The 18,883-nt window shown below is 54.6% G+C and carries 14 protein-coding genes and 1 tRNA gene; 7 read left to right on the forward strand and 8 right to left on the reverse strand.

What is annotated here, in order from left to right; all coding sequences use genetic code 11:
* Window positions 1-560: 560 nt before the first annotated feature.
* Window positions 561-1,094, forward strand: coding sequence for a hypothetical protein (locus H6815_07925; protein MCB9860369.1), 534 nt, complete (start codon window positions 561-563; stop codon window positions 1,092-1,094).
* 78 nt (window positions 1,095-1,172) lie between these two features.
* Here H6815_07925 and H6815_07930 read toward each other — a convergent pair whose 3' ends face one another.
* Window positions 1,173-2,150, reverse strand: a complete 978-nt coding sequence (locus tag H6815_07930) for a hypothetical protein (GenBank protein ID MCB9860370.1) — start codon at window positions 2,148-2,150, stop codon at window positions 1,173-1,175.
* Window positions 2,151-2,459: 309 nt separating this feature from the next.
* Between H6815_07930 and H6815_07935 the strand changes: the two genes are divergently transcribed.
* Both H6815_07935 and H6815_07940 read left to right on the forward strand, forming a co-directional pair.
* Window positions 2,460-2,533, forward strand: a tRNA-Pro gene (locus H6815_07935).
* A 25-nt stretch (window positions 2,534-2,558) separates the two neighbouring features.
* Window positions 2,559-2,900, forward strand: coding sequence for a hypothetical protein (locus tag H6815_07940; GenBank protein ID MCB9860371.1), 342 nt, complete (start codon window positions 2,559-2,561; stop codon window positions 2,898-2,900).
* Between the two features lie 427 nt (window positions 2,901-3,327).
* Here the strand turns inward: H6815_07940 and H6815_07945 are convergent, their stop codons facing one another.
* The 5 genes from H6815_07945 to H6815_07965 all read right to left on the reverse strand — a co-directional run bounded on the left by H6815_07945 (window position 3,328) and on the right by H6815_07965 (window position 12,514).
* Window positions 3,328-4,293 (reverse strand): hypothetical protein, encoded by a 966-nt coding sequence (locus H6815_07945; protein ID MCB9860372.1) that lies wholly within the window; start codon window positions 4,291-4,293, stop codon window positions 3,328-3,330.
* 12 nt (window positions 4,294-4,305) lie between these two features.
* Window positions 4,306-8,112, reverse strand: coding sequence for an efflux RND transporter permease subunit (locus tag H6815_07950; protein MCB9860373.1), 3,807 nt, complete (start codon window positions 8,110-8,112; stop codon window positions 4,306-4,308).
* Entirely contained in the window at window positions 8,105-10,150 is a 2,046-nt protein-coding gene (locus tag H6815_07955; protein MCB9860374.1) for an efflux RND transporter periplasmic adaptor subunit, read from the reverse strand. Before H6815_07955 ends, H6815_07950 begins: the two co-directional genes overlap by 8 nt.
* Window positions 10,147-11,571 carry a TolC family protein gene (locus tag H6815_07960; GenBank protein MCB9860375.1) on the reverse strand — a complete coding sequence of 475 codons (1,425 nt, stop codon included), beginning with the start codon at window positions 11,569-11,571 and terminating at the stop codon, window positions 10,147-10,149. Before H6815_07960 ends, H6815_07955 begins: the two co-directional genes overlap by 4 nt.
* Before the next feature lie 790 nt (window positions 11,572-12,361).
* The gene (locus H6815_07965; protein MCB9860376.1) at window positions 12,362-12,514 is read right to left on the reverse strand and encodes a phage DNA packaging protein J; all 153 of its coding nucleotides are present in this window, start codon (window positions 12,512-12,514) and stop codon (window positions 12,362-12,364) included.
* Here H6815_07965 and H6815_07970 point away from each other — a divergent pair.
* Together H6815_07970 and H6815_07975 are read left to right on the forward strand one after the other, a co-directional pair.
* Window positions 12,505-13,932 (forward strand): beta-lactamase family protein, encoded by a 1,428-nt coding sequence (locus tag H6815_07970; protein MCB9860377.1) that lies wholly within the window; start codon window positions 12,505-12,507, stop codon window positions 13,930-13,932. The genes H6815_07965 and H6815_07970 overlap by 10 nt on opposite strands.
* A gap of 121 nt (window positions 13,933-14,053) precedes the next feature.
* A complete protein-coding gene (locus H6815_07975) occupies window positions 14,054-15,562 on the forward strand; it encodes a glycosyltransferase family 39 protein (GenBank protein ID MCB9860378.1) in 1,509 nt (502 codons plus the stop codon).
* A 53-nt stretch (window positions 15,563-15,615) separates the two neighbouring features.
* Here H6815_07975 and H6815_07980 read toward each other — a convergent pair whose 3' ends face one another.
* Entirely contained in the window at window positions 15,616-15,960 is a 345-nt protein-coding gene (locus H6815_07980; GenBank protein ID MCB9860379.1) for a hydroxylase, read from the reverse strand.
* 240 nt (window positions 15,961-16,200) lie between these two features.
* On the opposite strand from H6815_07980, the gene H6815_07985 reads away from it, so the two are divergent.
* Together H6815_07985 and H6815_07990 are read left to right on the forward strand one after the other, a co-directional pair.
* Entirely contained in the window at window positions 16,201-16,668 is a 468-nt protein-coding gene (locus H6815_07985) for a pyridoxamine 5'-phosphate oxidase family protein (protein ID MCB9860380.1), read from the forward strand.
* A 187-nt stretch (window positions 16,669-16,855) separates the two neighbouring features.
* Window positions 16,856-17,707: a DUF4062 domain-containing protein gene (locus H6815_07990; protein MCB9860381.1), complete on the forward strand. Its 852-nt coding sequence runs from the start codon at window positions 16,856-16,858 to the stop codon at window positions 17,705-17,707.
* A 1-nt stretch (window position 17,708) separates the two neighbouring features.
* On the opposite strand, the gene H6815_07995 is transcribed toward H6815_07990, so the two are convergent.
* Complete coding sequence (locus H6815_07995; protein MCB9860382.1) at window positions 17,709-18,719, reverse strand: acyl-CoA desaturase; 1,011 nt, start codon at window positions 18,717-18,719, stop codon at window positions 17,709-17,711.
* Window positions 18,720-18,883 lie beyond the last annotated feature (164 nt).

The following is an 18,883-nucleotide window of genomic DNA, read 5'->3' on the forward strand; positions in this document are numbered from 1 at the left end:
TCACATGTGAAATACGTTCAAAAAACGACCATTTGCTTGACCGGGGTATCCCTTGCGTTCAATCATCCCGCCGCGAATCGGTGAATGCCATCGTGCGCGTTCCGGTTTGTGTGTATTCCTCAGGTCAATCCCAGCGGGAACGGAGCCCCCTGTGCGTGTCGTGCAAAGTCCATCCCGGTCAGATCAGACGAGCATGTGCTCGCGGTATCTGCGTGATTGGTCTGTGCTGCACACCACGAGTAGCGATATGAGTTGTGATACAGCTCTTTCGCGGAAATGGGATACAAGCATCAGCTTCGGCTGAGTCCTCGCTCTTTCCGTTTCAACGCTCTCCCAGCTTCGACCATCCACGCTCCATCCGAATATGCACAGCGGAATGTGCTCAGCACATCTGTGTTGTGAAACGTTCCTGTGCTGAATGGTGGGGTGGGCTTCCAGCCCGCCTGTCACTGCAATCATCGCGGGCAGGATGCCCGCGCCACCACAACCCCAGACTTGAGCGACTGTTTCGCCTGAAGCACTTTCTCCCGAAACATCGCTTCAACCATGATGGCATTGCTATGAACACTGAAGAAACACACATCGAAGAAACCCGTCCAGAAGAAACACAGTCTGTCGAATCACCATCGTGCGTGACCGGTGCGCATGCAGCCCTTGCTCGGCGTGTCGCGCCAGAGGACATCGTGCCCGGCATGTATGCTGCGGTGATGTCGGTCCGTCATCAGTACATCGCGTGGTGGAGACTGACGGAGCACTCCGTCGATCCGCTCGAAGTGGAGACATACTCCTTCATCCCGTGCAACGCGGGCGAGCCCGTGCGCGTGCGCGAGGTGTGCCTGCCGTTCGTGTGCGTCTCGTGCGTCGATGGTGAGCACCGCACGCTCGACGTGCGCCTCGTCCAGCTTGCGCGTCTTGATCCTGCCTATGGGAAGAACGCGATGAAGCGTCTCGTGCCGGAGGAGATCCGTGAGAAACGCAGAGAGCAGCGCGAAAAGCAACGCGAGAAAGCCCGGGAAAAGAAAGCACAGAGCAAGAAGGACAAAGGGGAATCCTCGTGCTCGTGCAGAAAGTGCAAGCACAAGCGGAAGAAATGAGTGTGTTTCATGTTGGTTCACGGGTCGGGGGCATGTGACCCCCGAGCGGTGTTTACAGCAATGACTGATCAGCCGGAATTAGCTGCTTTGTTTCCACACAACAGCCCACGATGGAGGTGGCCTCTCTAATTCACGAAACTTGCTTGCTGCATTTCGATCTAGTGAGACATATACAGTGGCAAACGGGCGGCCAGGAAGGAATCGGTTTATCGGTGTCCATATCTCGCGTGAGACAACGAGAACCGTACCGCCAGGCGATACCGCGATCACATTCTTGTCCACAGGGACTGTGGCCAGTATTTGATCGCTCCGCCAATATACGAGTTTTTGATTACCTGCATTATCATTCACGATGAATGCTCGGCGCATTGCGCAGTCGGATTGATCGGACCAGTCGGGCAGCGTGCCGACCAGTGGAATAGTTGCCCCATCGCGCAGAACGATTTTTGTACGGTTGAGCAACACCGTGTGCCGATCGAGCCATGTTGCAGACTCAACTGTGTCCATTGTGCTGAACTGTTGCTCCAGAACCAATGCGTTGTCGGCTGCAAGCTGGCCTTGATCGTTGAGTTCTCCGAATACGAACTGCCCATTGAGCAGACCGATCCACGTTCCTTGCCCGGACGATGAGATAGCGGTTAAGCCACCAAGGGAATCGATGCGCTCTGGAACGTCGTTGTCGTGCCATGCCCACAATGACAACGCATCGGTATTGTCACGAAAGACAAGCAGTTCATTGCTTGAAGCGTGTGTCAGAAACGCCCCGGGCGCGTGCAGGGCCGACATATCAAGGTGCCTCCACTGCCCGCCTGTAAACCTGTGTAGTGTGTATTTGCTGTCGGGCTCCCAATCATCGCGTACAAGAGCCAAGTTGCCTCGCAGCATGGAATACACGTGGTGAACTCGTTGTCGAGGGTCGGTTGGTGCGAATCTGATGTCCGGGTCCTTGATGCCGTCCTTGAATGCTTGCGGTACCTGTGTGCTGCCAACATCTTTGTATGTCCCAAGCCAGCTCACGCCGATCTCCCATGTCGGAGCTGGGTCCAGCGTGCCCATGCGATAGGCTCGTCTGAGCGCGGGAAGTCGCGAGGCGCATCCAGTAACTATCAACGGGATCACGCAACAAACGACGAAACGGATTGACTGCGTTCTAGCCAGCATTGTTGCTCCGGAGACGAACTGCATCGCAAGGAGTGCCCATTCCTTGATTGATGCTCGCGAGGGGTGTGTAGTACTTAAAGGACGCGATGCGGCATTGGTTCAGTTGGCTCTCAGGGCTCCCCTTTTTGTATGAGGCTGGCAATCCTGCCCGGCGTGAATACACTTGCGACCACGCTGGCACGGGCCAGCATGTTTGTACTTTGACAGGGCGTAGCTCAGCTTGGTAGAGCGTCTGGTTTGGGACCAGAAGGCCGTAGGTTCAAATCCTATCGCCCTGATTCACACGATATTTTCGAGAGAAGATTGAGTACTGCACTTCCGACACGTGAGTTGGTCCTTGAGAAACTTCGCCGTTGCTTCATCGACAAAGATGAGGCGGCGCACGCTATCGAGATGCTCGATCGGTACGGGACCAAGTCGTGGCACCGTGAGCGAGATCGAGTGCATCTTGCCATTCTGAAAGAGTGCAACGGAGAACTCGAGCGCGTCGGCTGGCTGGTGGAGATCGCGTGCTGCGACTACCGCGACGTATTGGCTGCGGCTGAGTATCCAGAAGAGTCCCGGCTCCCCGCAGGGCATGTCGACCTCGCTGCCGCGCGTCAGCGCGACCGTCAACAGTATGAGAAATGGCTCAATGGCGATTAATCAGGGTGGAGCGGATAGGCAGTTCGGCGGCAGCAGAGAACGCAATTCAAACTCCCTTGCCCCTACGTCCGACAGAAAGATTTCAACTAGTGTCCTCTCGCTTTGATTTTGTATATTTCTTTCACGGAACGATCGTTTGGCATCTGACTTGTAAGGCAAAACCGACATCGACTCGAAAGATTATCTTAACTGCCATGTGTAGAGGTTAATTTCAAGCTTGTTTCTCCACGTACACGCTCAAAGTATCGAATCAGATCGAACTGAGCTTTTGGAGGGGACTGGATCTGTAGCCCTGACGCTCTCCTTTGATGGATGCAAGTCTCTGCAAGCCTCAATGAACATTGAGAGGCGGTGATGTTGTTGCGCATCGCTGATGATGCATTGCCGCCTTGTTCGTGAGTGCAATCAGTTGCTTTCAACGTTGTATCTAGCGTTTATCCGGGCTGGATTTCGTGGTAGATTCGCTCACACCATGAGGATTTTCGCTCTGCATCTTCGGTACATACATGTTCTTCTTCTGCCACGCACCATCAACCGCCATGATGTACTTCAGAGGATTGTTCTTTGCTTCCGGCTCGCAGCCAGCGCAGCAGAACCGAAGCAATCGTCCTGCGATCACCATCTCCGTCGGCTCTCCCATTGAGCCCAGTTTGCCGCCTGCAACCACGCACGTGTCCAGTGGGTAGTCTTTACGTTGGATCTCGGCGGTCTTCTTGTTCAGCCGCTCAATAAACTTCGCTGGATCCGCATTGAACTTTGTCTCGCACGCAGAGCAACACAAACGAACGAGCCGATTCCCGTACACTATGTTCTTTGCAATGTCCTTGTCATGCTCAATAAGTGGTTCGCCGGACACAATACACTGCTGGATAGGATAATATCGAAGCTGATCTTTGATGATGAGTTCATCAGCCTTTTTCCAATATGCATCTGTGTCTGCTTCGAACGTTTCAATACATCCAGCGCAACAGAATCGCACTTCTCGGCCGTCATATTTCTGAACGATCGGGTCTCCCATCGAGCCGAGTTTCTGACCCGACACAGGACACTCGCTCAGTGCAAACGGCTCCGTCCATGCACTTTGGTCAGTGGGATTGTCGTTGTGCGTGACGTGTGACGCGAGTGACACATTGACAAACTCGTCCTTACGTTGCTCAGTCCACGCATTGAACTGGCTGTCGCATCCGGGGCAACAGAAGCCGATCTGATTTTTCTTATAGTTGACGAGCGTTTTGCCATCGATTGGTTCACCGCTGACAGGGCACACTGCATTGATCGGCCTGGCTGAGGTTGTTTCGTGTGGCTTTGTGTGCTCGGTCTGCATCTGGGCAACCACACATGGTCCTCCGATAGCAAGGGCAGAGAAAACGGTCAATATGCGAACGGATTTCATATCAAATCTCCTTTATGTATCAGCACGTACTTGCTGGGCTTCAAACCCAAAGCGGTGTTTGAGCTCTTGTCCCCAGCAATACAGAATTGGAACTACAAACCACGTCAGCGACGCGACAGCCATTCCGCCGAACGTCGGAATAGCCATGGGAATCATGATGTCGGAACCTCTGCCACTGCTTGAGAGTACCGGGAGCAGAGCTAAGACTGTTGTTGCGGTTGTCATCACGGCGGCTCGGATTCGTAGCCGTCCGCCGCGGACTACCGCGAGCCGGATTGCTTCGATGGAATGTGGCTTCTCTTCAAGCATTGTCTGTTCGATTCGGGTTGCCATGATGACGCCATCATCTGTCGCAATACCGAACAATGCGAGGAACCCAACCCACACCGCTACACTGAGGTTGTAGGGCTTGATCTGCAGAAACTCACGCATGTTTACGCCGAGCAGTGCGAAATCCATGAACCATGGCTGCGCGTATAGCCACAGCATCAGGAAACCTCCGCTCCACGCAACAAAGACGCCACTGAACACCATCAGCGTGACACTAACCTTACGAAACTGCAGATAGAGCAGAAGAAAAATTACTGCAAGTGAAAGTGGGAGCACGATCATCAGTCGCTTCGCAGCGCGCACCTGATTCTTGTACGAACCAGCAAACTCGTAGCTGACCCCGGCTGGCACTTCCAAGTCACCAGACTTGATCTTGTCTTTGATATATCTGGACGCGTCATCAACAACGGATACTTCAGCATTGCCGGGTACTTTGTCGAAGAGCACGTACGATACAAGGAACGTGTCCTCGCTCTTAATCATCTGAGGACCGCGACGATACTGAATAGTCGCAAGTTCTCGCAGCGGCACCTGGGCTCCTGCGGGTGTTGGCACAAGAATGTCACCGAGTGTTTCGGGCTCATCGCGAAGTTCACGCATGTACCGAACGCGAATCGGGTATCGCTCTCTTCCCTCAACGGTCATTGCCAGCGGTTTTCCGCCGATCGCAACCTCAATGACCTGCTGCACATCTGCAATCCTGAGTCCATAGCGTGCGATCTTCTCTCGATCAATCTCGATTTCTAGATATGGTTTTCCGACAACCCGATCTGCGAAAACGGCTGCGGGTTGCACGGAAGGCACCTCCTTGAGAAGGCGCTCCAACTGCAGTCCAAATGACTCGATCGATTCGAGATCAGGTCCGTACACCTTGATGCCCATCGGCGCCCGAAAACCCGATTGCAGCATGACGACTCGTGTTTCGATTGGCTGAAGCTTGGGAGCGCTCGTGACTCCTGGCATATCTGCCGCTGCAACAATCTCGTTCCAGATGTCCTGCGGGGACTCGATCGTGTCACGCCACTGGCGAAAGGGTCGGCCTTGGTTATCCTCGATAAGGTTGCCGCGCTCGTCTCGAACAAAGTCACCTACGCTCACATCATATCGGAAGCTCAGGCGTCTGCCGAATGCATCTTCCATGTATTCGCTCTTGTATTGGATGATAGTTTCGATCATCGACGTCGGCGCAGGATCGAGCGGGCTCTCAACACGACCGATCTTTCCAACGGCAAGTTCAACCTCCGGCACACTCATGATTCGAAGATCAAGCTCTTTCAAGATGTCAGTCGCCTCTCCGATTGACGCGTGAGGCATCGTTGTCGGCATGTATAGAAACGCCCCCTCATCAAGTGCTGGCATGAACTCGCTGCCCATACCTGGAAATGTGTGGGCAATGTCAACCATGATTGCGCGCTGTCGTACCGATGCGGGCAGCCAGCCCCACACTCGTTCAAACCCCAACCAGATAGTCGATCCGACCATCACCAGCATGACAACAGGTGTTAGTGCCACCAGCTTGTGTCTGAGCGTCCACGCCAGAATGGAGGGGAAGGCAACGCGAAGACACCAAAATGCGAGCAGAATCAGGCCGACAACAACGCCAATGAAGAGCGTATTCTGAATAACACCAGCTTCGGGTCCAACGGGTTCCCACGTTGATGCAAGCGTGACGAGAACGACTCCAACGGCAATCAGATTCGCCGACCACTGGCATGCGCGTGCCAGTGTGCGGTTCAGATACGGCTGCGCGATGTAATACACTCCGAATCCCGCAAGAACGAGCCCCCCTGCGGCATGAACAAACAGCAGAACAACAAGCCCGCCAACGAGCAGCGCGCCCGCACCAGCTGTTCGCATGAAGCGATCGCGAACGCGGTACCCAAGAAGCACATGGGCTACTGCAGGCAAAATCGTCAGCGCAATTATAACTGATGAGAGCAGTGCGAACGTTTTGGTGTACGCGAGCGGCTTGAACAGCTTTCCTTCGGCAGCCTCCATCGTGAACACAGGGAGAAATCCAACGACCGTTGTCGCAACTGCGGTGAGCACGGCTCCACCGACCTCCGCTGAAGCTTGATAGATCACCTCAAGTCGGGAATCTTCTGGATTCGCTTCTTCAAGGGCACGGAGTATGTTCTCACTGAGCACGATCCCCATGTCCACGACGGTACCGATTGCTATAGCAATCCCAGAGAGCGCCACGATATTTGCATCTACTCGAAACAGCTTCATACCGATGAACGTCATCAGGACAGTGATCGGGAGCATCGCGCCGATCAAAATGCTGCTGCGCAGGTGCATGACCATGAGCACGACGACAATGATGGTGACAAGCACCTGCTGCTCAATCGCACTGTTCAGTGTCTTCAGAGTTTCCTGTATCAACCCGGTTCTGTCATAGAACGGCACAACTGTCACACGACTCTCTGTGCCGTCTGGAAGCATCTTGCTTGGTAAACCGGATGCAATATTGTTGATTTTCTCCTTGACTCGTTGGATTGTTGCCATTGGGTTTTCGCCGTATCGAACGACGACGACCCCTCCAACCGTTTCTGATCCTGCCTTTGTCAGCACGCCTCGCCGAAGTGCCGGACCGAGTGATACCGTGGCGATATCACCAACAAGAATCGGTTGCGTCTCCCTTGATGTAATCGCAGCGAGTTCGAGATCGCTCGGGTCCTGAATGAATCCGATGCCACGTATGACATACTCAGCGCGGTTCACCTCGATCGTTCTTGCGCCCACGTCGAGGTTGCTCTGACGGACCGCATCGATCACCTGTCCAAGCGTGATCCCGGCTGCGCGCATCGCGTCTGGGTTTACATCGACCTGATACTCTTTGACAAAGCCGCCAATCGATGCAACTTCGGCGATGCCCTGCACGCCGGCGAGCTTGTACTTGACAATGAAGTCCTGGATCGATCGGAGTTCGTCGAGATCCCATCCGCCGGTTGGATTCCCATCAGCATCGCGTCCTTCCAGCGTGTACCAAAAGACCTGGCCGAGTGCAGTTGCATCAGGGCCGAGTGACGGTACGACACCAGTGGGGAGGGTGCCTGAAGAGAGTGAGTTCAGCTTTTCAAGCACACGCGATCGGGACCAGTAAAAGTCAATCCCATCCTCGAAGACGATGTAGATCGTTGAGAACCCGAATACCGAGTAGCTTCGAACATCCTTGACGCCGGGAATGCCGAGGAGTGAAACTGTGAGCGGATAGCTGATCTGGTCGTCGATGTCCTGTGGGCTTCGTCCGGGCCACTCCGTGAACACGATCTGCTGGTTCTCGCCAATGTCAGGTATCGCATCCACTGGCACAGGGTTTCTTTGAAAATCACCCACGTTCCAGTCGAATGGCGCAACCAGCAAGCCCCAGAGGATTGTGCCACCGAGCAGCACCGCTACAACGAGTTTCTGCTCAAGACAGAACCGAATAACAGTGTTCACTATGCCCCGAGGTTGGGAAGAGTTTGTGTTTGAGGTGTTACTCATGCGGTTGTCCCTCGTTGGGATTTCCGTGAGTGTCAGGAGCAGTTGTATCAGGTGTGAGTGGAGGGAACGCGTCACGGATCTCGCCGCATCGCAGCATGAACGCGCCGAAGTACGGGTTATTGATGCGTGAATCACGCTGGAGCCATTCCGCGCCCTTGTCGTCGAACGCCATTGGGCAATACGCGATGTGCCATGTATCGCTACCAAAGTGCCCAAACTGCCGTTGCAGGTCGATGATCGCTTGGCTCATTGACTCAAATCTCACTCGCGCAGCATCAATGTTTTGGGGTGGAGTTTCAACTTTGAGCATGTGGCGGATGGATCGCCACGTGCCTCGTGAATCACCAACGAGACCGGTTTCTGTGACAAAGGAAAGTGCGGTGTTCAGGTCGTGGATAGCATCAAGGGACTTTGAAAAGTCGTCAGCCGCGAGCTGCTCCTGTAACGTAAAGTACGAGGTATAGATCGGCTTGAGTGAGTAGATAAACTCATCAGGAACTGAAGAAGTGTCGTTGCCACGGATGGAGTGCTCAGCATGGGCAGCGTTTGGTGATCCAGGTGCGGGCATCATCATGCTCGGTTTGGCAACAATCTGCATTGCACTGTCAACTCTGAAAGCGCCGTGCGTGACAACAGACTCTCCCTCTGTCAGACCATCGACAACAATATAGAAGTCTCCCGCACGAGGTCCCAGCGTTATCTGCCGACCCTCGTACGTTGGTGAATCTGTATCAGGAATCTCAACATAGACGATCGACCGTTTCCCGGTGAAGAGCACCGCACTCCGTGGAACGACCAGCGGCTTTGCGGTAGACGAGGGGTCGCCAACAATGCCAAGCGATTCTGCGGGAACAAGGTCCATGCCGCAGATATCGCATGTCCCTGGCGCGTCTTTCACAATCGATGGATGCATCGGGCTCACCCATTGTCCAGCGAGTTCGTCACTGACAACGGCCCCTGAAGCAGCAACACGCATTCGAACAACAGCGGAGGCAAACATACCCGGCTTGAGCTTGCGATTTGTATTGTCAACGGCGACTCGCACGGCTGCTGTGCGAGTACGCTCATCAACGATCGGTTCGATAAACGAAATGCGACCCGTGAATGTTTCGCCGGGATGGGCCTCGACAGTGAACTGTACTGACTGACCCCATTGAAGCAACGGAAGCTGCGATTCGTACGCCTCCATGTCAAGCCACAAGTGGGACAGGTCTGCAACCGTGGCGACGGGATCACCGGTCTGAACATAATCGCCTTCACGTACACCAAGATGGGTCACAACGCCTCCGATCGGCGCGTAAATAGTCAGCTGCTGTGTGTTGAGTGTGCCAGTCTCAATCGAGGCGAGTTGTTCCTCAGTGATTCCAAACAAACGGAGCTTTTCGCGTGCAGCGATCAAGGTGTCGTTCGTTGTGCTGCGTACAAGTTCGCTCGTTGATGTATTCGTGTTTGCAGCAATCTTGGCCTGGCGAAACTCTTCGAATGCTGTCATCAACTCGGGGCTGTATACCTCAGCGATATGGTCACCCTTTGCGACCGGAATGCCGAGATAGTTCACGAACAGTCGTTCTATTCTTCCCGGGAAATAGGCTGTCAATCTCGCGACCGATGTCTCATCGAACGCCACCTTCCCATACAACCGCACTTCTGCAGTTGGAAAGAACCGGGCCACACTGGTTGTATCAACCCGACTCGTTCGTGATGCCGATGCGTCGAGAGTGATTCGACGCTCGTTTTCAACCCCGCCGATCTCTTTCACCGGAATCAGGTCCATAAAACAAATGGGGCATTTGGCGTTTGGATCTGGAAGCCGGACGGACGGATGCATTGAGCAGGTGTACATCGTTGGTTCGGTATTGGGATCATTGCTCTGCGGGACAGTCGAGCCAGCAGACACATCCGGCGCAGTTGGTGATGGTCTGCCAATGCTGTACCCCATGATCAGTGCAGCGAGAATGAGAAGCAATGCAACACCTGCCGATGTGTGCTTCCAAATCCAGCGAACGGTGGGATGTGAATGCAGTCTGCTCCACCTCATGGCTTGACCTCCGACTGAACTTGACCATTGGATCTCGTGGGAATGCTCGTTCCCACAAGGGATTCAAGCTCTGCAAATGCGATGTTCTGGTCTGCTCTGGCACGTTCAAGCGCTATCGCAAAGTCGAGCAATGTGCGCTCCGTGTCGAGCACGTCCGTAAGACTTGATTCTCCAGCACGAAAACCTGTCAGAGTTGCCTGAAGTGATTCTTCTGCCTTCGGTATCAGGGTGTCTTGATAGAGCGCGGCTCGTCGATCTGCATCTGTGTGATCAAAGTACACGCGATGAATACGTGCTGCGAGGGAGTTCGACTGGCTTTGGCGTTCGCTCAGAAGGGACAGTTGTTTGGCGAAGGCTTCGCGCACTCCTGCATTGTACTTTTCCCTCCACAGAGGAAGGCTCACTCCAAGGCTCACCATAACTGGATCATCACCGCTTTCAGCGATCGAGCTGTCCATCGCTTCGCCTGTAAAGATGTAGTCGATTCCAGCCGTGAACTGTGGTAATCCGTCAAGTCTTGCAGCCTCCACGAGCAGATGTTGCTGCTCTGTTTGTTTGTCAAGTGACAGAAGTATCTGGTTGTATTGAAGGGCGAGCGTGATCAGCGATTCCGCGTCAGCGTCAACTCGAACCGTTGGTGTTGTGGGCAACTCCGGCACGTCTGAATCGGCAGCTCGGTTCAGCGCAGCGTTCAGTTCCGCAGTATACGCGGGACGCATTGAGTGCAGTTGCACAAGACGATCCTCAAGCTGGCCAAGCTCAACCTGCACGCGCATGAGTTGCGGATGCGAGCCTGTTCCAACGCGGTATTTTGCCCGAACAATCTCTTCGATCGACTGTAAGAGATCAAGATTTTCCGAGGCGATGTGAGTTGCTGCATCAAGATACGCAAGCTCGTGAATCGCATTGACAACGCGCTGTCGAACGCGCAATCGAGTTGATTCAAGCTGTAGCCATGCAGCATCTGCGGCTCTCGATGCTGCATCCGCTCGTGATCGCAATGTGCCGGGCCAAGGAAACGATTGCGAGATACCAAGCCTTGCCTGCTGTGGTCCTACGCGAGTTTCGACCTCATCAAGGAAGACGCCGAGTGTCAGCTTTGGATCGGGCAGCGCTCCTGCTTGTGGTGAACGTTCAGCCGCAGTACGCCATTGATGAAATGCCGCAGCCACGTCCGGATTGTGTTCCAACGCATATCTGATGAACTCCTCAGATGTCGTGCCGTTTATTGATGTGGAAGCACTTCCATTACCGACTGCTGTTTGGTCAGACAGCAAAGAAACGTTTGCGTCGTGCTCCATCGTACGAGATCGGAACTGATGCCAGTCCTGATAGGCTGTCTCATCAAATGGAGAGGTACAACCAGCGAACAGAATCATGCTTGCGCTTGACACAGCGCAGAAACGCAGGTGTGAAACCATGACAGGCTCCTGAAGACCTGGATAAAGAGGACCAACGCCACAGAACAGCACGCGTGACCATTGAATCAGCGCGCGGAACTCCTATGAATGCATTGGTCTACGTTCGCCAGATGCCCAGAATGGCCTGCGTTTCGTTGTGGGTGTAGTTCGTGAGAGCGGAGAGAGATGATGCGTATCGAAAGCGAATGGGTTTGGTCGAGATGAGAAGTGGATAACTCTCGCCTGAGCAACTCTGAATCGCAACAAGTGTTGAGTGATCCGTCTGAGGTAGTGGCGCAGTCGGATGTGGTGCCTCATCAGGAGCAGAAACGCCACATGTGCATGCGCCACCGCTCATGGGGCAGAATGTTTCTTCAATCTGATCGCCGCAGCACGTTGTGCGAACAACAGTCTGCATACACCCGGATTCCGAGCAGTTGTGCGCAGTCCGTCGTGCCGAACCGAGGCCATATCCCACAGCGGGTAACCCGGACAAGAGAAAAAGGAGGATGGCAAAGAAACGGGTCATTGCTGAAAGTCTCATCGGGCTTAGAGTGCCGAACAGTCTATTTTAGAGCATTATTTCTATCTAGCGATGGTCTCTGAAAAAGATAATCTGGCCCAGAGGCATGGTTGACGTCCGATTTGTGAGTCCGAGAGTCATGCTATCTACATGCCCTGACCAACGGCTTCCCGAATATGACCGACTGAGCATGCTCCATAGGCGGTCAGGCGTACTCGGTCGCCGAGTTTGCTTCCTCCAGAAACTGGATTTCCACTTTCACGAGTCGTGAAATCCGAGCTTCTGTACTCAAATCGCAGACCTGGCACACGAAAAGTTCAACTGGTGTCCTGTCACCCTGTATTCTGTTGCTCCCTTTCGTTTCTCTTTCGAGCCGCGACACGGTCGGATTGGCCGGTGCTGGTTCCGGCAAATCGTGATAGACTTGGCAGATGAAGAAATGCCTCATCGCCGCCGCGCTGACATCCTGTGCTTTGCTGCAGGGATGTGCCTTGCACGCGCATCGGGACAGCGCACTGACGCAATCGCAACTCGCCCGTGTGCATGAGATCGCCCGTCATGCTGTTGAGGAAGAGGGCATCGTCGGACTTTCGATCGCTATCGCGGTTGGTGGCGAGGTGGTGCTGGCCGAAGGCTATGGGTACGCCGACCTTGAGAGGACTCGACCCGCAACAGCGGACACGATCTACGACATCGCATCCACGGGCAAGCAGTTTACTGCCGTGGCGATCCTCCGGCTTTTCGATGATGGCGCGCTGGGTCTTGACGATCGCATCCACGACATCGTGCCCGCAACCCCGACGCACTTTCCAAATGCAACGATCGCCGAGTTGCTCAATCACACCTCAGGGTTTGTAAGCGGCACACTCGATGAGCTTGACCCGCCTGCAGGTCTGGACCGACCTCGCGCAGGGCTCGAAGTGCTCGATGATGTCGAACTTCATCAGGACCATACAGAGTTTGCGCTCTCAGAAACATTCCAATATTGCAACTCCGGATATCTTCTGCTTGGAGTTGCTGTGGAGGCAGTTTCGGGCAAGGCGTATCCCGAGTATGTGCGCGATCGGCTGCTTGCACCAGCGGGAATGCGCAGCGCAACTGTGTACAAACGGCCAGACACACCGGATATGGCCGACTCGCTGCACCGCTCTGACGAAGGTGTCCGGCGGGTGCCCTTGATTCATATGTCCGTCTACGCGGGGCAGGGTTCCATCTGCAGCAGTGTTGTTGATTTGTTGCGTTGGAACAGCGCACTTGAACGCGGAGCAGTTATGAGCAAATCTGCTCTGGAGCGCTTCCGTGAGCCAGGCTTGGTTCATGGTTGCACTGAGACAGCGAGAATGCCGTACGGCATGGGGCAGCGGCTCGGTGAGTTCTTCGGTCACAGAAAGATCGGGCATACGGGCACATACGAAGGTGGTTCTGCGGTTCTTGCCACGTATCCCGACGCGGAGATGACTATCGCTGTCGCAACGAACACGAATGGACGAGGCGTGCCACACGCTCGCACGATCGAGGGGCGCGTCGCCGCACAACTGCTTGGTATTGAGCTTTTCAGTCAGCCCGTACCTATCCGTCCGATCCCGGAACACGTTCGCAATCGCATCGAGGGTGTCTATATCGATGGCAACAATCGCTTTGAGGCGCGAGTCGTCGATGATGCCCTGCATGTCATCCTGAACGGAAACACCGTAGAACAGTTGCGATGGACTGGGGATCTGAACTTTCGGGATACCGACAACCCGGCTGTGCGCGAGTGGTTCGTCATGGATGGCGAGACAGCAGGGTGGTGGATCTATGAAGTAGACGGGCTTTGCATGAACGTTGCGAGAAGGAAGTGCTTGCAGGACGATCGTTGATCCCGGTGTATTCTATACATATCACGGATCATGGTGATGAATAGTTCAACTGGCGTCCCGTTAACCTGATTTTTCTTCGCTATTCTCGTCTTCCGTTAATCCGTCTGGAGGTGCATCACTCGTGGTTCCCGGCGCGCACACATCCAGCCAGCGTATCGGTCAACCCACCGACGCGACATCGAATCGCACCATGCCGCCCAAGTGGCTGATCATTGTGCTGTGCGCTCTTGGGATCGGGATGCGCGTGCATCATTTCGACAGCCCACCCATCGGACATCATCAGTGGCGCCAGTCTGATACCGCGAGTGTCTCGCGCAACATGATGCAAGGTGACGGCTCGCTCTGGCGTCCCACCATGGACTGGCGGGGCGACGGGGATGGTGCGGTCGAGATGGAGTTTCCGCTCTATCAGGCAGCTGTTGCGACACTGTATTCCATCCTCGATGTGCATCACTGGATTCCGCGACTGTGCTCTGTTGCTGCGAACTTGCTCAGCGTGTGGATCGTGTTCCTGCTCGTCAGGCGGATCAGCGACGATGCGACCGCTGCGTGGACCGCGTGCACACTCATCGTGCTACCGCTGTACGCGTTCTTCGGGCGCGCGATCCAACCCGAAGCATGGATGGTCTGTGCGTTTGTATGTTCTGTGTACTGCTTTCTCAGATGGTCGCAGACGCAGCGCATGGCATGGTTTACCTGCGCCGCGGGGGCGACTGCACTAGCCATTCTGCTCAAACTCCCGTCTGTGGTGGTCGGGCTCCCATTACTTGGAATCGCGATGCATCGATTTGGTTGGCGGTTTCTCACGCGACCAATGCTCTGGGTGTTCGCGATCATCTCACTCGGACTCCCGGTTGTGTGGTACACGCACGCGCATCAGATCGGTATCGCGTCGGGGAACAGCTTCGGGATCGCACGATCCGACAAGTGGCTTGCGTTTTCCACGCTGGCGAGGCCGGGGTTCTACGCCAATGTGTTCGTCGGCAAGATCGCTGAGGACCACCTCGCGATTGTTGGCGTGCCACTCGCGCTGCTCGGCATGGTCGTTTGCAAGCGAAAAGGCCAGGAGTGGATCTTGGCCCTGTGGATGGTTGCGATGCTTGTCCATATCGCTTTCATCGCGGTTGGACATTCCGTGCATGACTACTACCAGCTCCCAATGACGATACCGCTCGCGTTCTACATCGGCCGGTTTCTGGCGCGATCGCGATGGACGGTCCAATCACCCAAACTCGGGCATGTGCTCGTCATTGTGCTCGCGTGCACCAGCATGTATACCATTGCAAAGCTCTATCGCAAAGAACGTCCACAGCGCGCAAGTTCGGTTACACTGGCTGAGGCGATCGCGCGCGCAACTACTGCGGACGATCTCGTCGTGATTGTCGACGGATATCCATCGGGCGATCCTGCTGTGCTGTATCTTGCCGATCGGAAGGGATGGATACTCCCATTCGATGCAATAGCACCAGAAGCTGTCCGCACGTTTGCCGATCGCGGCGCAGTCATCATTGCATCAGATCTGTCGATGCTCCGGTCCGCAGAGGCTGTGGAGCGCGTCCGAGCGCTCGGCGCAGCAGGTGAAGTAGTAGAAAGCACTGAACGGGTGTTTGTGGTAAGGGTGGGGCCGTAGGCTCAAGCCCTGCTGCCCTGTTTGATATCGCCGCGTGTTGTCACTCGTTCGCCTCAACGCTCCCAGAGGCCGTGCTGAATCCCGCCAAGGATGTAGATAGCGCATCTGCCTCGGCCCGGGATCTCCATGGGCGGCAGGGCAATCTCAGCACCCGCTGATCTTGCTGCTTCTACTGCGTTCTCGATATCTGCAACAAGAACATACGGGCGAACGACGGGCTCTTCGGCATCGTGCATTGGTGCGCGCACGCCAAGAGTGCCGCCGCTGCTGAGCAGAGCAGTACGCGCGTTGCCAAGCTCGGGAACGGGCTCACCAAACGCCACGTTGTGCGCCTTCTGCAGCGCGTTGCAGGTTTCATTGACGTCAGGAGTCACGATCTCGAGATAGTGGACATTCACAGCGTTCACCTCGGTGGGGCTTTGATTGGATGTCTGCATACTGGATGTCGATGTGCATCCGACAAAGACTGTAGCAAAGCAGAGCGCAGCAGGGAGAAGCTTCTTCATATGCAGTGATCCTCTGGTGTTTCTACGTTCATCAAACAATGTCTGAACTGGTTCGCTCGTCTCTCAGCACGTACACATTCCAGACGAGTCCATCATTGTATATCATCGCGTTGGGACAGGCAGGAGGGCAGAATGAAACTCGATGCGAACGTCATCAGGAGTATCGAAGAGAGTGTGCTGTGCTGGCTCGCGACGAGTTCCGCATCCGGTCAGCCCAGCGTGTCACCCAAGGAGGTCTTCGCTGCATTCAACAACGACTCGATCATCATCGCGAACATCGCGTCGCCCAACTCGGCACGAAACATCCGGGAGAACAGCAGAGCGTGCGTGAGCTTTGTGAACGTCTTTACGCAGAAGGGGTTTCAGATCAAGGGGACAGCGCTCTATCTCACCAAGGGTGATGATGACTTTGCTGAGATAGAGCAGGTGCTACTGAACATCACACAGGGGAAGTTTCCATTCAAGTCTGTCTTCCGAGTGATGGCTGAAGAGGTGAATGAGATACTCGCGCCACGGTACCGCTTGTACCCGGAAACGACCGAGCAGGATCAGATCGATAGCGCGATGGTTGCGTACGGGGTGGGGCTGCGGGACAACTGATGCGATATTTCCTCAGTCGCACAAGCTAGCACTGTCCGAATATCTAGACGTTCCGAATGGTGTGTGACCAGATCGAAGTCAGGATCGATGGGTACTAGTGGGAGGAGTCGTGACAGCCTCCACTACATGTAGAGTTGTCGATTCTAGGGGTAAACACGGCATACTCGCGATGTTTCTAGAATCCAAAATGGCATATCAGGCAAAAGTGGTCAAAGTGTTTATCGCTTCGCCGGGAGATGTCAGCGAAGAGCGCCAAGTTGTCCGTGATGTAATTGCGGAATGGAACGTACTGAACTCTGAACTCTCAAAGATTGTATTGTTGCCGGTTGGATGGGAAACACACTCATCTCCAGAGATGGGAGATCGTCCTCAAGCAATAGTCAACAAACAAGTGCTCAAAGACTGCGATTTACTAGTTGCAGTGTTCTGGACGCGACTTGGAACTCCGACGGGGCAATCAGCAAGCGGCACAGTTGAAGAAATTAAGGAGCACCTCAAACTTAATAAGCCAACGATGATTTACTTTTCGCAACAACGAGTACGGCCAGATGATATTGATCCTGATCAATACGATGTCTTGAAGAAGTTCAAAGATAGCTGTATGACAAAGGGCTTAATCCAGAGTTATAAAGAAATAGAGGATTTTCGTCGGCATTTTACTCGACATTTGTCAAGAGCGGTTTCTGACTGGAAATCGCAATTGCAAGCATTTAATGCTACAAAGGATGTTGTGCTCGAAGGGGACGCAGAGTTGAATGTTATCGCCAATAAGATGTTGGTTTCAGTTGCAAAGAGCCGTAACGGGATGATGTATTTTATGCAGTCGAGATTGATGTTTGAAGTAATATCTGACGATGTGATATTGAAAACTAATGATCCAAGAGAAAGAGCCAGTTGGGAGCACGCAGCGTCATTTCTCTGTGCCAAAGGACTGTTAGAGAAACGACCCAATTCTGATCTTGATATTTTTAAACTAACTCACGCAGGATATACGGCGGCAGACCGGTTAGTTTCAGCTCCCATTGGTGGCTCTCGGTGAATTACCGCCTCTGCTTCGCCTGTCGCTCAGCGTCCGGCACGCGCACGTTCCAGACGAGTCCCATCTTCGCCATACACCAGATGATGATGTAGCTGAAGTCGATCTGCCACCAGGCAAGCCCGTGACGGGCCGAGGTGGGGAACGCGTGGTGGTTGTTGTGCCACCCCTCGCCCAGCGCGAGTACGCCGACGATCGGGTTGTTTCGTGACTCGTCGTGCGACTTGTACGGGCGCGTGCCCCACATGTGGCAGACGGAGTTCACACTCCACGTGACGTGGTGGACAAACGCGATGCGGATCAGTCCGCCCCACAGGAGCCCGAGGAACGCGCCGCGCCAGCTGAGGTCGATCAATCCGCCCAGCACTGTCGGGATCGCAAGACTCAGCACGACCCATAGCAGCGAGAGTGCCGAGATGGTGCGGATGAGCTTGCTTCGGCGGAGATCGGGGACGTACTTGTCGAGATTGAACTTCTGCGGCTTGAACATCCAGCCGAGGTGCGCGTTCCACGCGCCCTTGATTGCGCCGATGATGCCGTCGCCGTGCCCGTGCGGCGAATGCGGATCGAGTTCCTGATCTGAGTGCTGATGATGCCCGCGATGGAACGAGACCCAGCGGAGCAGCGACCCCTGCACGGACATCGTGCCGAGTATCGCGAGGATGGATGTCATGATCGGGCCGGTGGAGAACGACTTGTGCGCGAACAGTCTGTGGTACCCGATGGTGACGCCGAACCCGGTCAGCAGATACATGCCGAAGAACAATCCGAGTTCTGTCCATCCGAGTCCCCATCCCCATGCGTACACGCACGCGACGATGAGTGCTGCGAGCGGAACAAGGATGACAATGAGGTTCGCGATACGCCTGCCGAGTGGGAGACCGACGGGAAGATCGAGGTTCTCATCCTCAGGTAGATGCGCAGCGATCTGCTCTTTCAGTTTGAGCTTGCCGTGCAGGCTGGTCGATGGCTGCTGCCCGATGATGCGGGCGGTCTGAGGAAGGGTGTCTGACATTCGATGCTTCCTCTGGCGGTGACCGCCAAAAGTTCAGGCATGAAACGGCGTTTTCAGCCGTGAAAGCACACAGACGTGCGCTCGGGCACTATAGCCGTGCAACCGGTGTGCCATTGCAATATTCCCTGTTCATTCTTCGGGAAGATGACGACAGAATTGTGAAG

The organism is Phycisphaeraceae bacterium (assembly GCA_020639155.1).
Lineage (GTDB): Bacteria > Planctomycetota > Phycisphaerae > Phycisphaerales > UBA1924 > JACKHF01.